Genomic DNA, 12,734 nt, shown 5'->3' on the forward strand with positions numbered 1-12,734 from the left:
ACAAATTTAAATATGATTCTGTATAATGCAATACAAATCGTTATAATTTTATATAAGCCTACAGATTAATTGTGGTTAGTAGGATAATATGTATTTGCAATGCTAATATTATGATACAGTAAGTTGAATTGATAGGAGTATTAGAAGAAAGCTGTATATTGTATTATTTCAGTTGAATGTTATTGTTTCCAAATAGCTAAAAGTCAAGTGCAAGATGTGGGATGCATAGTATGTATTGATTTTGTATCATTTATAAAAAAAATCCTTTTGTTTTTTAGTTGTGCATATACCTGCTGTCTATTAGTTTTAAGCACGTATTGAGATAATATAATCATGTTCTAATCTAAGTAGCAGAGTAAATAGCTTTTAAAGTGAAATTTGCTTGGATAATACAATGTATACTTGTAAAAATTTTATATTTGATTTGCTATTGTACTATTCTACTATAGAGTCTTTTTATTCAATAATTTAATATTAACTTTTTATATAAACCTTGTTTTATTTTTTTGGATTTATATCAATAGACACTTTGAGTTTGAAACTTATTTATTGGCGCCATCTTTCAAAATAGTACTAGTTGCGAAAGGTTTAGCAAGAGAGGCAGAAACAGGATAGAAGCAGATTTTAGAGGCAGTTGTTAGGTTTCTATGGAGTAGCAAGTCAATACCAAGATTAGGATGTACAAACTTTTTTGCATTCAGACGGAGCTATGATTCTGTGGATTAGCGGATTAAAAAGGTTAAGCCAAGATTTTTCTGATCAGGAGGCTGGCTGCATTGCCTCCAAAACCGGCGGCATTGATCATGATAGTTCGCATTGAAGCAGGTACTTCGTTGCCAACTAAGGCAGAGGCATACTCAGGGGAGGCGGAGGAGGGGCTACTTAGTAAATGAAGGGCTGTAATAGCGCTTAATGCCCCTGAAGCCCCTAGGGTGTGCCCAAGCAGCCATTTGTTGGAGAAAAGAGGCGGTAAATTATTTTCAAACACAGTTTCAAGCGCTGCCATCTCAGCCACGTCACCGGCACGGGTACCCGGTGCATGTGCCACAATCGCATCAATGCCTGATGGCGTAATAGAAGAATGAGCGAGTGCATCTTTCATAGCCTTCTGGAAATGCTGACCATCTTTAGTGATGCCTGTTTTGGAAGGGCTCCGCTCAAAACCCAGCCCCACAGCTTCCACTACCACTGCTTCATGCAAGTCTAAGCCCCGCAATTCCGTTAAAGTCATTCTCTCCAAGGCAAAAATAGCCGCGCCTTCCCCCAATACAAAAGTATTGAGCCCTTGCTGGTTGAACGGACGGCAAGGAGTGTCCTGTGCAGCAAGCTTAGAGTAAATGCCAACACCTTTCATCTGGGCAAGGGTGAAGGGGGTGAGCGGTGCTTCGGAGCCTCCTACCAGAAAACGTTTGGCCATGCCCGCTTTGAGCCAGGCCACCCCATTCGCGAAAGCTTGTAAGGCCGTACTGCAGGTAACCGAGTGACTGATAAGAGGTCCGGACGCCCCCAAATCATTGGCCACCCAGCTGGCTATATTGCCCAAGGTAGTGCTGGGGGAGGCGCTGGGCGGGAGCCGTTGTTCGGGTTGCTCCAGAAACTCGCGGTAATACTGTTCAAACAAGCCGGTGGCTCCACGGGAAGAACCTATATTGATACCTATGGCCTCTTCGTCAGTAGACCAACCAGCTTGGGCTACCGCTTGCCTGGCCGCTAAAATAGCCAGTTGAACCGAACGGTCTACAGAAGCATAGGCGGGTGTTTCCAGTAATAATTCCTGGAGCAGGGTTTCAGCAGCGGAAGAAAGAGGGGCCACCGGCGTGTCTGACCCCAGGGAAGGCAAATAGCTGAAACAGTTTTTTCCGGTAACCATTGAATGACGCACCTCCTCTAAGATACCTCCCAAGCCAGACACTGAGCCTGCTCCTCTGATCACGATCCACTCCTTTTCCTTTCTGCTTTCCATTTCCGTTTAGCGGCTCTTTTTTCTAAATCAGGCTGAAAACGATTGCAGCACCAGCAGGCGCATCTGGTCAATCGTTTCGTACACTCGCGTTAGTTGTTCCTGCGTAATGCAGTAGGGAGATAAAACGTAGATGATATTGCCTAAGGGGCGCAAAAGTACTCCGTTTTCAAGACCCAGCGCATAAAGCTGATCTCTCAAACAGTTGAAATAGGAAGTCTCCCCAACTTCAAACTCTATGGCCAGAATGGTACCCGTTTGCCGACAAGCCTTAATGCCAGGTTTACCGGTTAAGCTTTCGGCATAGGCCGTGTGTGCTGCACTGATTCGGTCTAGGTTCTGCTGGAAAGAAGCAGCTTCCACCAGATCCAAACTGGCCAAACCGGCAGCGCAGGCCACAGGGTTAGCAGTATAGGAGTGGCCGTGGAAAAGAGCTTTAGTTTTGTCATCGCTCAAGAATATGTCATACACCTGTTGGGAGCAGGTGGTCACGCCCAAGGCCATGGTGCCGCCGGTAAGTCCTTTGGAGAAACACATCAGGTCTGGCTGCCGCGTCAGGTAATCACAGGCGAAGCGTTTGCCGGTACGGCCAAAGCCGGTCATGACTTCATCGGCGATGGTGATCACGTGGTGTTCCTGGCAAAGTTGCAGCAGCTGGTCCAGCACCTCCGGAGAGTACATGACCATACCCGCGGTTCCTAGCACCAGTGGCTCAAACACGAAGGCCGCAATGTCATTCTGCGCAAGGATCTGCTTCAGTTTAACAAGCGTGGCAGCTTCTTGTCCGGGTACCGGAACGGGCAAAAACTCCACGTCAAAGAGGTATTGCTGGAAAGGCCGCGTGAACACCGACCGCTCGCTCACCGACATCGCCCCGAACGTATCGCCATGGTAGCTGCCTTCAAACGCGATGATCTTGGTCTTTTGGATGCCCTGGTTATACCAATACTGGAGCGCCATTTTCAGGGCCACTTCTACGGCGGTAGAGCCGTTGTCGGTGTAAAAGACGCGGGTTTGGTTGGCGGGTAACAGTCTGAGCAGCCTTTCAGAAAGTTCTACGGCCGGGGCATGGGTAAACCCCGCGAAGATTACGTGCTCCAGCGTGCGTAACTGCTGGCTTACCCGCTCCGCGATGTGCGGATGGGCGTGCCCGTGAATGTTAACCCACCAGGAGGAAACCGCATCTATGTACTCTTTGCCATCTTCGGCATACAAAACTGCGCCTTCGCCCCGAACAATCCCAATGGGTGGGGGAGCCGTCTGCATCTGGGTATAAGGGTGCCAGTTCACCAACTGGTCACGGGTGGAAAGGCTACTATTGGAGGTCATGGGCGGTAAAATAGGTGCGGAAGGTTTGGGCGTACCGCTGTACGGTTTCCTGGTTTAAATCGGTTTCTTCCAACAAACGGGGGAGGGCCGGGAGTTTGGTGTAGTTCAGGATGAATTCTTCTGTAGAAGGATTGGGCTCACCGTTGAACAAGATGCCGGCCACCGGAATGTTACGGTACCTGAGCACTTCCGCAGAGGTGAGCGTATGGTTAATGCTGCCCAGGTAATTGCGCGAAACCAGCACCACTTCCAGGTTCAGGTTCTGGATAAGGTCCAGCACCAGTTCCTGCTCGTTGAGGGGCACCATCAGTCCGCCGGCTCCTTCCACTATCAAATGGTTCTGGGTGGAGGGAAGGACAATCTGCTCCAGAGACAGTCGTACGCCTTCCGCGGCCGCCGCGGTGTGCGGGGAGGCGGGCATCTGCAAACGGTACGCCTCCGGATGAAACACTGATCTGGGGTTAGACACCAGCCGCTGTACGGTATGGGTGTCGGTGTGGTCCAGGCCGCCCGCTTGCACGGGCTTCCAGTAATCGGCTTGCAGGGCTTGGGTGAGGACGGCGGCGGCTACGGTTTTGCCCACGTCGGTACTAATGCCGGTCACGAAATATCTTTTGGGGTGTGTTGGGTAAGCGAATGACATAACTGTTCTAATTGGGCAGTGGTATTATAAGCATGCAGCACCAGCCTAAGCCGCTCCTTTCCCTCCGGAACGGTGGGGCTGAACACGGGGCGCACGTCAAAACCCTCTAGCTGCAACGCCAAAGCCAGCTTTCTGAGCTGTCCGGGGTCTGGCAACTGCCAAGCCTGAATGGGGCTTCCGTTTAGGGGCTCTTTTTCTGAAAACGGGCCTAAACCAGCAATATCTTGGGTGAGGGATTGGTAGTATTGGGCCAGTTTCTGCACCTTTTCCCGTTCCGGGTGTAGCTGGGGAAGTAGTTTATAGGCTTGCCTAATGGCCACGAGCGAAGCCAGCGGCAGGGCGGTGGTGTACACAAACGGTCGGCTGAAGTTGAGGAGAAACTGCTGGAGCGCAGCCGGACCCACCACAGCGGCCCCATGGCAGCCCAGCGCTTTCCCGAAGGTCATGACGCGGGCAAATACCTGTTCTTCCAGATGCAACGCAGAAACCAAGCCTTCGCCCTTGGGGCCGTACAGACCGTTGGAATGCGCTTCATCTACCACCAGAAACAAACCCTGTTCCTGACACAGCGCGGCCAGTTCCTGTAGCGGGGCAAAGTCCCCGTCCATGGAGTAGAGCGATTCCACGGCTACGTATACATCGCCCTGGGCGCGCTTCAGCTTTAGTCGCAGGTCTCCCAGATCATTGTGCCGAAACGGGAAGCTCTGCGCGAAACTGAGCCTGATTCCCTCTTTCATGGAGGCGTGGCTGGCCTCGTCATAGAAAATGGTGTCGCCGCGCTGGGGTGCTGAGGAGAAGAAGCCGCAGTTGGCCGCGTAGCCGGAGGTAAACAGAAGCGCCGCCTCCGTTCCATGAAATGCCGCAATCTCCTCTTCCAGTTCCTGCGCGTACCGCGAGTTTCCGCTCAGTAAACGGGAGCCGCCGGAGCCGTGCGCGGGAACAGATCCAATTTCTGCCAGAATCTGTTGCGCTAGCAGTTCAGAAGCCGCCAGCCCCAGGTAATCATTTGAGCTGAAGTCAACAAGACCTGGGGCGGGTGGCGTGAGTTTCCGGAGAATGCCTTTCTGGCTCCTGGTTTCCAGTTGGCGCAGCAGACGTTCCGGCACCTTCATGGCAGCAGTTTATTCGGCCAGGGCCGGGGTTTGGGCGGTGGCCGGTGCGTCTACGGTTCCACCGCAGGGCGTTTCGGCTTTGAATGATTTGCGGGGCGTGAGGCCCAGCAGCTCAAACATGGCTTTGTCATCGGCGAAGCCGGGGTTAGGCGTGGTCAGGAGTTTGTCACCGGAGAAGATGGAGTTGGCGCCCGCCAAAAAGCAAAGGGCCTGCTCGCTCACCGGCATTTCCTGCCGCCCCGCTGATAACCGGACCATGGTTTGCGGCATGAGAATACGGGCGGTGGCAATCATGCGCACCATTTCCCACACGCTCACGCGCGGCTGCTCGGCCAGCGGAGTGCCTTCCACGGGTACCAAGGCATTCACCGGCACACTTTCTGGGTGCTGCGGCAGGTTGGCCAGTACGTGGAGCATGGCAATGCGGTCATCATCGGTCTCGCCTAGGCCAATGATGCCGCCGCTGCACACGGAGATACCGGCTTTGCGCACGTTTTCAATGGTGTTGAGGCGGTCGCCGTAGGTGCGGGTGGTAATGATGTTGCTGTAGTTTTCCTCTGAGGTGTCCAGGTTGTGGTTGTAGGCGTAGAGACCGGCCTGCTTGAGGCGTTCGGCCTGGTATTCGTTCACCATGCCCAGGGTGCAGCACACCTCCAGACCCATTTCGTTCACGCCTTCCACCATTTCCAGTACGCGGTCAAAGTCTCGATTGTCGCGTACTTCGCGCCAGGCGGCGCCCATGCAGAAACGGGTGGAGCCGCCTTCTTTGGCCTGACGGGCCGCGTCCAGCACTACGTCATTGCTGAGCAGTTTGTGTACCGGCACATCGGTGTGGTATCGGGCAGCCTGCGGGCAGTATGCGCAGTCTTCGGGGCAGCCGCCGGTTTTCACACTTAGCAGCGTGCAGACCTGTACCTCACCGGTAGCCTGATATTGTTGGTGTACCTGGCTGGCTTCTACAATGAGTTCCAGCACTGGTTTATAGTAGATGGCGCGAATTTCATCCATGGACCAATCCGTGCGGAGAGGGGCGGTGTTCTGTGCGTCCGTCATAGTCTGTTTTGTCTGGTTTAGGCGGCTAAAGTACGGCGGAAAACGGAATAGGCGAAATTTTTTGCGCGGCTTCCTAACTACTGTTAGCACGTTTTAAGCTTGTTTTCTGAAAATCAGCCGCTAAATGCAAACAAAGGAGTGATGCACCCACAAATATGACCCTTGGCAACAGGATAGATTCCTCTTAGAAGAGGTTGATTCTATTAGGAATATGGGTAGGCGTTTGGCTGAACCGCTGGGGTTGAGGAGGGCGGGGCTGCTGGGTTTGACTAAGATAAAGCATTTGCGTTTAGGGGCTGTTTTTGGAAAAACAGCCCCTAAACGCAAATGCTTTATCTGTTCACCGACTTATTTTTTGTCTGCCACCACTACCTGACCGTTGCGATACTCCACTTTTTTGAGCGGTTTCCCGTTTTCATCAAAGTAGGTCCAGGTGCCGGTCTCGCGGTTGTTGCGGAAGGTGCCGGCCATTTCGGTTTTGCCGTTCTCGTAGAGCTGTTTGAAGGTGCCGTAGCGCAGGCCGTCTTTGTAGAAGGTCTCAGACTTCACCTTGCCCGATGGATAATAGGTCACCAGCGTGCTGATAATTTTGCCGTTCACGTAGTTTGCTTTGGAGGCAACCTGGCCGTTGTCATGGTAGGTGAGACGCTCGCCGTTGATCTTGCCGTTCTTATAGGGCTCCGTGGTTTTAGGCTGCTTGCTTTCATAGAACTCCTGCCAGGTGCCAATGGGTTTGTTTTCTTTGAATTCCTGCTGGGCGGCAATGGCCCCAGACGGGTAGTAGCTGGTGATTTTACGGTCGCGCTCGTTGTTGCTGTACCTAATCTCCTGCTGCAGTTTACCATTCTGGTCAAAGGACTGGGCCAGGCCCACGCGCGCGCCTTTGCTGTAGGTGAGGGTGGTACGTTTGTTCCCGTTCTCATAGTAGGCTACGGACGGTCCATCGGGCTTGCCCGCCACCACGCTGCCTTCGGTCATGAGTTTGCCGGAGCGGTAGTAGGTTTTGAAGCGGGCGGGTTTGGTGGGGCCTTGGCTCAGGGTTTCGGTTTCCAGCTGGCCGTTGTCATAATAGGTGCGGTAGTCGCCCTCAATCATGCCGTTGCGGTAAGTGGCCTCAGATTCCTTCTCGCCGTTGGGGTGGAAGGTGCGGGCCACCCCGCTCTGCACTTTGCGGGCGTAGGTGATCTCAGACCTCGGCTTGCCGTCTGGGAAATATTCTTTGATGGTGCCCTCCGGAAATCCCTCCAGAAAGGTAGTTTCCTGTTTCAGTTGCCCGCTTTCATAATAAGTCCGGAAGGGGCCGGTCTGCAGGTCATTGGCGTACTGGCCTTCCTGCATTTTATTTCCGTTGGCGTACACCGCCAGAAAAGGACCGTTCTTTTTGCCGTCTTTGTATGGGACCGTGAGCTTGGGTTTACCGTTAGGGAAAAACTCAGTGTACAAACTGTCGCGTTTGCCTTCCTGCACCTTCACCAGCGCCAGCAGCTCACCGGTGGGGTAGTACTTGCGGTAATAGCCGTGCATGACGGTGTCTGGACCGGCTTTGATGTAGTACACCTCCTTGATGGCCGACTGCAGCGAGTCATAATACGTAACCACGCGCGTCTGGGCATGGGCCTCCTGGAAGGAAAGGAGAACGAAAAGCAGCGGCGCGAAGGAAAACAGAATCCTTTTCATCATGGGTGCAAAACAATAAAAAAAGCCTTACATGTAACGTAAGGCTTTTTACTATTAGTATAGTTCAATGGGTTACAGGCGCTCCAGTACTAGCGCAGAGGCCCCGCCTCCGCCGTTGCAGATGCCGGTCACGCCAATCTTACCGTTGTTTTTGTGCAGCACGTTGATGAGCGTGGTCACGATACGCGCCCCGGAAGCCCCCAGTGGGTGACCCAGGGAAACGGCACCCCCGTACACGTTCACGTTGCCGCCCTCTAAGCCTAGTTTCTGGTTGTTGGCCAGCGAAACCACGGAGAACGCCTCGTTGATCTCATAGAAATCTACCTCAGAAGCTTCTACGCCGGCTACTTTCAAGGCTTTGGGGATGGCCAGGGCCGGGGTGGTGGTAAACCATTTCGGTTCCTGTTCGGCATCGGCGAAGCCTCTGATTTTGGCAATTGGGGTTACGCCCAGTTCCTCGGCTTTCTCTTTGCTCATGAGCAGAATGGCGGCGGCCCCGTCATTGAGGGTGGAGGCGTTGGCGGCGGTCACGGTTCCTTCCTTGTCAAACACCGGACGCAGACCCGGGATCTTCTCGAAGTTCACCTTGCTGTATTCCTCGTCTTCGGTAACCAGAATAGGGTCTTTGCCGCGCTGCGGAATCTCTACGGGTACAATCTCGTCTTTCAGGAAACCGGCTTTGGCGGCCTCAGCGGCTTTGCGGTAAGAGTTGATGGCGTACTCGTCCTGCATTTCGCGGGTAATGCCCAGTTCACGGGCGGTGTTTTCGGCGGCGCTGCCCATGTGGTAGTCATTGTAGACATCCCAAAGACCGTCTTTCACCAAGCCGTCAATCATCTGGCCGTGGCCCATCTTCGCCCCGAAACGGGCTTTATCTAAATAGTAAGGCACATTGGACATGCTTTCCATGCCGCCCGCTACAATAATGTCTTTGTGGCCCAGCATGATGGCCTGCGCCGCGAACATGATGGCTTTGGTGCCCGAGGCGCACACTTTGTTGATGGTGGTGCACTCCACCTCATATCCTAAACCGGCGCCAATGGCGGCCTGACGGGCCGGAGCCTGCCCCACGTTGGCCGACAGCACGTTGCCCATGATGACTTCCTGCACCAGGCTTTTGTCTATTCCTGCTTTCTCAACAGCGCCCTTGATGGCAATGGCCCCCAGTTGCGGGGCAGTAAGGCTAGCCAAAGCGCCGCCAAAGCTACCAATGGGAGTACGAACCGCTGAGATCACATATACTTCTTTTATCTGCATGGCAATATTGAGTTTATCTGTTATTGGGTTGAAGGTATAGCTTTCGGAAATAAAAACCAAACGCTTGTTAGGTTTGGTTCCGTTGCCCGGTAATTACGTAAAAGCTGAAGAAATAGAAAAATATTCAAACGTAGCCTTGTCAGACTAAAGAATGGTCCCGTTACGGATGGAGCCTTATGACTGTTTCGGGAGAGAGAATCAAGGACAAGGTCAGGCCGAAATTGCGTTTAGGGGCTCTTTTTCCGAAAACTGGTTTAAAACAGAAGAGTACTCCCAAGCGCACTCTGCGTTTAGGGGCTGTTTTTCAAAAAAGAGCCCCTAAACGCAGAGTGACTACCAGTCTGGTAGGTCTTTGTTTTTCTGGCGCGAGCTGCGGCGGGGCAGTTGCTGCAGGTATTGGGCCTCTTCCTGGCGCATGGCGTCCAGAAGCTGGCGGGCTTTCTCGGGGCTCAGTTGCAATTGCTTCAGGCGCTCCGCCCGGGTCTGGAGCAGCAGGTCCTGTTCTTGCCCAAGCTGGTTGCTGCGTTGATTACCGGCGGCTTCGTTGCTGTCTTGGTCGCCACGGTTGCTGAGGCCCTGGTTTTGGCCGGCATTGTTCCCGAAGTTCTGCTGCCGTTCAGATGCACCTCCACTGGTTTTGTTTTCGGCACCGCCCCCCGTGGCATTGTTGGCGCCCCCCGCCGATGACGCCTGCTCTGCTCCGTTTCCAGTTGGCGTACCGGCGGCCTTGTCTCTCTGCGTTCTGCCCGACCCGCTTTGGCGTTGGTTGCGCCGTTGGGGTGGGGGAGGTGTCTGCTGGAGCTCAGGGTGCAACAACAGGTATTTCTGGAGCAGCTCGTAGTTGTAGCGGGCGGCTTTATTCGTCTCATCAGCTTTAAGGGCCTGTTTGCTGAAAGCGATGGCCTTGGTGAAGTTGCCTTCTTCGGCTTCAATCACTGATAGTTGAGTGGTCACTATGGAGAGCAAGCCTCGGTCTTTGGTGTCCAGGAGGGCGCGGTACAGCGGTGAGGCGCGGCTATATTCATGCAGATGGAAATAGGAGTGCGCCAGGTTCAGCAACACCGAATGGGCGGGCGTTTCATCTTCGGCCTGCCGCACCCGCTCATACAGAACCGCCGCTTGCTGGTACTGTTTCCGCGCATAGGCTTCCTGGGCCTGCTGCACGTACAGGTTCCGGCGCGCAATGCGCTGCAGCCCGTCAAAAGGCGACAAAGCTAACAGGAAAGCTAATAACCAATACCTCATATGCGCAATACCTGTAGGGTCCATAAAACATCCAGGGCAATGAGGAAGAGGGCTACCAGCAGGGGGTACAGGTATTTGTTGGCGGCTACTTCCACCACTTTGGTCTGCCTGAACTCACTTTTAACGGCGTTTACGGCGCTGAGCAGGCGGGGCATCTCGCTCAGGTTGGGGTTTATCTCAAAGTAATCGCCGGAGGTGCGCCGGGCAATCTGCTTCAGGCCATCGGGCTCCAGCCGGGTAATGACCGTTTTTCCGTCGCGGTCCTGCTTGTATCGGCGGCCTTCCGGAATTTTACCCCCGGCGTATGAGCCCACGCCCATGCTGTAAATATGGACCCCCTGGTTCTGCAGCGCCAAAGTTGGGCCCCTCAGATTTTCCCCGAAGGTCTCGCCGTCTGAGAAAACCACTAGTATTTTGGAGCGTTCCGTGTCTCGGTTGTCTCCGCTGCCCCTAAATTTCTGCAGGGCCAGTTCCAGTACCGGGCTAAGTTGGGCGGCATCGGGCGGAGCCAGACTGGTACGGAGCGACTGGATATAGAGCTCCAGGGCGCTATGGTCATAGGTAAGCGGGCTGATGACGAAAGCCTCCGAGGAAAACCCGATCAGACCGATGCGGTCGGCGTTGGAATTCTTGATGAAGTCCAGTAGCTCCAGCTTTACCTTTTCCAGACGGGAGGGAGGCACGTCTACCGCGTGCATGGATTGGGACAGGTCAACGGCCAGGTACACATCTTTGCCGTTGGTCCTTATTTCTTTAGTCATAGCCCCAAAGGAAGGCCCCAGCAGTGCCACTACCAGCAAGGCCATATACAGGCTTCTGATGATTGCTTTTACCCAGATGGCGTTCGCTTTCTGGGAGAACTGGTGCGCCAGCCGTTTTATCCTGAACAGATACCCCCCATAAAGCACCACAAACAGGAGAAAGAAAAAAGACTCCATGAACGTGAAAGGCAGGTACCAGGTCATTTTTTACGTTAAAGTGAAGACGAAACGGTGAACATCCAGGTTCTCTTACCACTGCTGCGGCAAAGGAGCTGGCTGGGTTAAGGCTGGCAAGTTAAAACTTTAAGCCGGGCTAATAAAGCGCAGGAGCCAATTGCCGCTACACGAGGGGAGAGGCTTTGGCTTAATTACCGGCTCCAGGAGCCAAAACGGAAAGCGGCCCAAAATATTTTGAAAAAAATGTGCGTCTGTAAGGTGTTGGGAAATAAGTAAATGTCCGTAAACGGGTGCGGGAGCAGTAATTTTTTTTGGTGGGGCTTTGGTAATCTCATTTTTGTTAGGCTATATTTGCACACTCTTTAACCGAAAGAGCTAGCCCGGAGAGATGGGTGAGTGGCTGAAACCAGCAGTTTGCTAAACTGCCGTACCTCTAAAGGGTACCGGGGGTTCGAATCCCCCTCTCTCCGCGAAATTTTTCTGAAAATAAATTTTGACAGTTAAATTTCATTTTATATCTTTGCACCGCAATTCACCAGAAGGTTAGGGTTTGGTTAAGTTGGAAAACTGGTAATTGCAGGACTCGGGGTGTAGCGTAGCCCGGTATCGCGCCACATTTGGGATGTGGAGGTCGTAGGTTCGAATCCTGCCACCCCGACGAAAAAAGATGAGTAATGTTGGATGACTACAAAGACATTCTCCATTACTCATTTTTGTTTCGATGGTCTCGTAGCTCAGCTGGATAGAGCAACTGCCTTCTAAGCAGTAGGTCTTTGGTTCGAATCCAAACGGGATCACAATTTAAGTACTGGAAACCCCTCTTACAGCGCGTAGGAGGGGTTTTTTGTTGGTCTGTCCCATTTTTTGGGGACACGATATCGCGACAAGAGGTTATTTTAGGGACACGCGTTCATGGCTCGTCTCTTCAATAATTTATATGTACCGTAACTAGGTTTAACGGTACCATAACTGCCTTTTTGGACAGAAGAAGGGACCTAACCCCCCCTCCATCCCGTTGGTGCCCCCCCCCCGTATACACCCCAGACGTTAATCCACGGATGCCGTATCCTGTTCCAGCATGGAAAATAGGGGTACCCCCTCAAAATCTGTGTCACCTTGTTTATATCACTTGTGAATTTTTTTGTTTGAGAATTCGGGCCTTCTTGCCGTTCCACTCCAATATCCACGATCTTGCTCCGCTTAGGATTCAGGAGCCTTTGGGCCATATTCTCATGGGCAATCTCTATGGGTGCTATTTTTTGTCTTTTTATATAGTCGGGTATAAGATGGTTCGACTTTTTTCCATTAGTTGATAATCAGGTATTTGTAATATCGCGAATTTCCAGCTACCCGCCGTCGCTGGTTCTCAAATGGAAAAATAATTTCAGTATTCTTATTCGTCCTATTCTGTTTGTCGCAAAAAAGAAATATAATTGGTTTAACCTAAATTGAGAAGACCATGGTACCTGAGGCTTTTATAATTATAGGCTTAAACGCGACACATTTGTCGTGTAAGCATA

9 protein-coding genes and 3 tRNA genes are annotated in these 12,734 nt (G+C 52.5%); 3 read left to right on the plus strand and 9 right to left on the minus strand.

Annotated features, from left to right (window positions below):
- Window positions 1-739: 739 nt before the first annotated feature.
- From EFA69_RS14455 to EFA69_RS14495, 9 genes are all read right to left on the minus strand, one after another.
- Window positions 740-1,963 (minus strand): beta-ketoacyl synthase N-terminal-like domain-containing protein, encoded by a 1,224-nt coding sequence (locus EFA69_RS14455; protein WP_123133814.1) that lies wholly within the window; start codon window positions 1,961-1,963, stop codon window positions 740-742.
- A gap of 27 nt (window positions 1,964-1,990) precedes the next feature.
- Window positions 1,991-3,289 carry an adenosylmethionine--8-amino-7-oxononanoate transaminase gene (bioA, locus tag EFA69_RS14460; RefSeq protein WP_123133815.1) on the minus strand — a complete coding sequence of 433 codons (1,299 nt, stop codon included), beginning with the start codon at window positions 3,287-3,289 and terminating at the stop codon, window positions 1,991-1,993.
- A complete protein-coding gene (gene bioD, locus EFA69_RS14465) occupies window positions 3,276-3,932 on the minus strand; it encodes a dethiobiotin synthase (RefSeq protein WP_123133816.1) in 657 nt (218 codons plus the stop codon). The genes bioA and bioD overlap by 14 nt, the downstream gene beginning before the upstream one ends.
- Window positions 3,890-5,044, minus strand: coding sequence for an aminotransferase class I/II-fold pyridoxal phosphate-dependent enzyme (locus EFA69_RS14470; RefSeq protein WP_123133817.1), 1,155 nt, complete (start codon window positions 5,042-5,044; stop codon window positions 3,890-3,892). The genes bioD and EFA69_RS14470 overlap by 43 nt, the downstream gene beginning before the upstream one ends.
- 9 nt (window positions 5,045-5,053) lie before the next feature.
- Complete coding sequence (gene bioB / locus EFA69_RS14475) at window positions 5,054-6,097, minus strand: biotin synthase BioB (protein ID WP_123133818.1); 1,044 nt, start codon at window positions 6,095-6,097, stop codon at window positions 5,054-5,056.
- 348 nt (window positions 6,098-6,445) lie between these two features.
- Window positions 6,446-7,777 carry a toxin-antitoxin system YwqK family antitoxin gene (locus tag EFA69_RS14480; protein WP_245964592.1) on the minus strand — a complete coding sequence of 444 codons (1,332 nt, stop codon included), beginning with the start codon at window positions 7,775-7,777 and terminating at the stop codon, window positions 6,446-6,448.
- Between the two features lie 69 nt (window positions 7,778-7,846).
- Window positions 7,847-9,031 (minus strand): acetyl-CoA C-acyltransferase, encoded by a 1,185-nt coding sequence (locus EFA69_RS14485; RefSeq protein ID WP_123134853.1) that lies wholly within the window; start codon window positions 9,029-9,031, stop codon window positions 7,847-7,849.
- Window positions 9,032-9,364: 333 nt separating this feature from the next.
- Window positions 9,365-10,276 (minus strand): hypothetical protein, encoded by a 912-nt coding sequence (locus EFA69_RS14490; protein WP_123133819.1) that lies wholly within the window; start codon window positions 10,274-10,276, stop codon window positions 9,365-9,367.
- A complete protein-coding gene (locus EFA69_RS14495) occupies window positions 10,273-11,241 on the minus strand; it encodes a VWA domain-containing protein (RefSeq protein WP_123133820.1) in 969 nt (322 codons plus the stop codon). Before EFA69_RS14495 ends, EFA69_RS14490 begins: the two co-directional genes overlap by 4 nt.
- 355 nt (window positions 11,242-11,596) lie before the next feature.
- Between EFA69_RS14495 and EFA69_RS14500 the strand changes: the two genes are divergently transcribed.
- The 3 genes from EFA69_RS14500 (at window position 11,597) to EFA69_RS14510 (ending at window position 12,011) form a co-directional block, all read left to right on the plus strand.
- A tRNA-Ser gene (locus EFA69_RS14500) sits at window positions 11,597-11,684 on the plus strand.
- A gap of 114 nt (window positions 11,685-11,798) precedes the next feature.
- Window positions 11,799-11,872 (plus strand) — tRNA-Pro (locus EFA69_RS14505).
- A 65-nt stretch (window positions 11,873-11,937) separates the two neighbouring features.
- Window positions 11,938-12,011 (plus strand) — tRNA-Arg (locus EFA69_RS14510).
- Window positions 12,012-12,734 lie beyond the last annotated feature (723 nt).

The organism is Rufibacter immobilis (assembly GCF_003721565.1).
Classification (GTDB): Bacteria; Bacteroidota; Bacteroidia; order Cytophagales; family Hymenobacteraceae; genus Nibribacter; species Nibribacter immobilis.

Bases quoted from the DNA above. Each gene is read 5' to 3' on its own strand.
- EFA69_RS14455 (WP_123133814.1), bottom strand. From the start codon at position 1,963: ATGGAAAGCAGAAAGGAAAAGGAGTGGATCGTGATCAGAGGAGCAGGC.
- bioA (WP_123133815.1), bottom strand. From the start codon at position 3,289: ATGACCTCCAATAGTAGCCTTTCCACCCGTGACCAGTTGGTGAACTGG.
- bioD (WP_123133816.1), bottom strand. From the start codon at position 3,932: ATGTCATTCGCTTACCCAACACACCCCAAAAGATATTTCGTGACCGGC.
- EFA69_RS14470 (WP_123133817.1), bottom strand. From the start codon at position 5,044: ATGAAGGTGCCGGAACGTCTGCTGCGCCAACTGGAAACCAGGAGCCAG.
- bioB (WP_123133818.1), bottom strand. From the start codon at position 6,097: ATGACGGACGCACAGAACACCGCCCCTCTCCGCACGGATTGGTCCATG.
- EFA69_RS14480 (WP_245964592.1), bottom strand. From the start codon at position 7,777: ATGATGAAAAGGATTCTGTTTTCCTTCGCGCCGCTGCTTTTCGTTCTC.
- EFA69_RS14485 (WP_123134853.1), bottom strand. From the start codon at position 9,031: ATGCAGATAAAAGAAGTATATGTGATCTCAGCGGTTCGTACTCCCATT.
- EFA69_RS14490 (WP_123133819.1), bottom strand. From the start codon at position 10,276: ATGAGGTATTGGTTATTAGCTTTCCTGTTAGCTTTGTCGCCTTTTGAC.
- EFA69_RS14495 (WP_123133820.1), bottom strand. From the start codon at position 11,241: ATGACCTGGTACCTGCCTTTCACGTTCATGGAGTCTTTTTTCTTTCTC.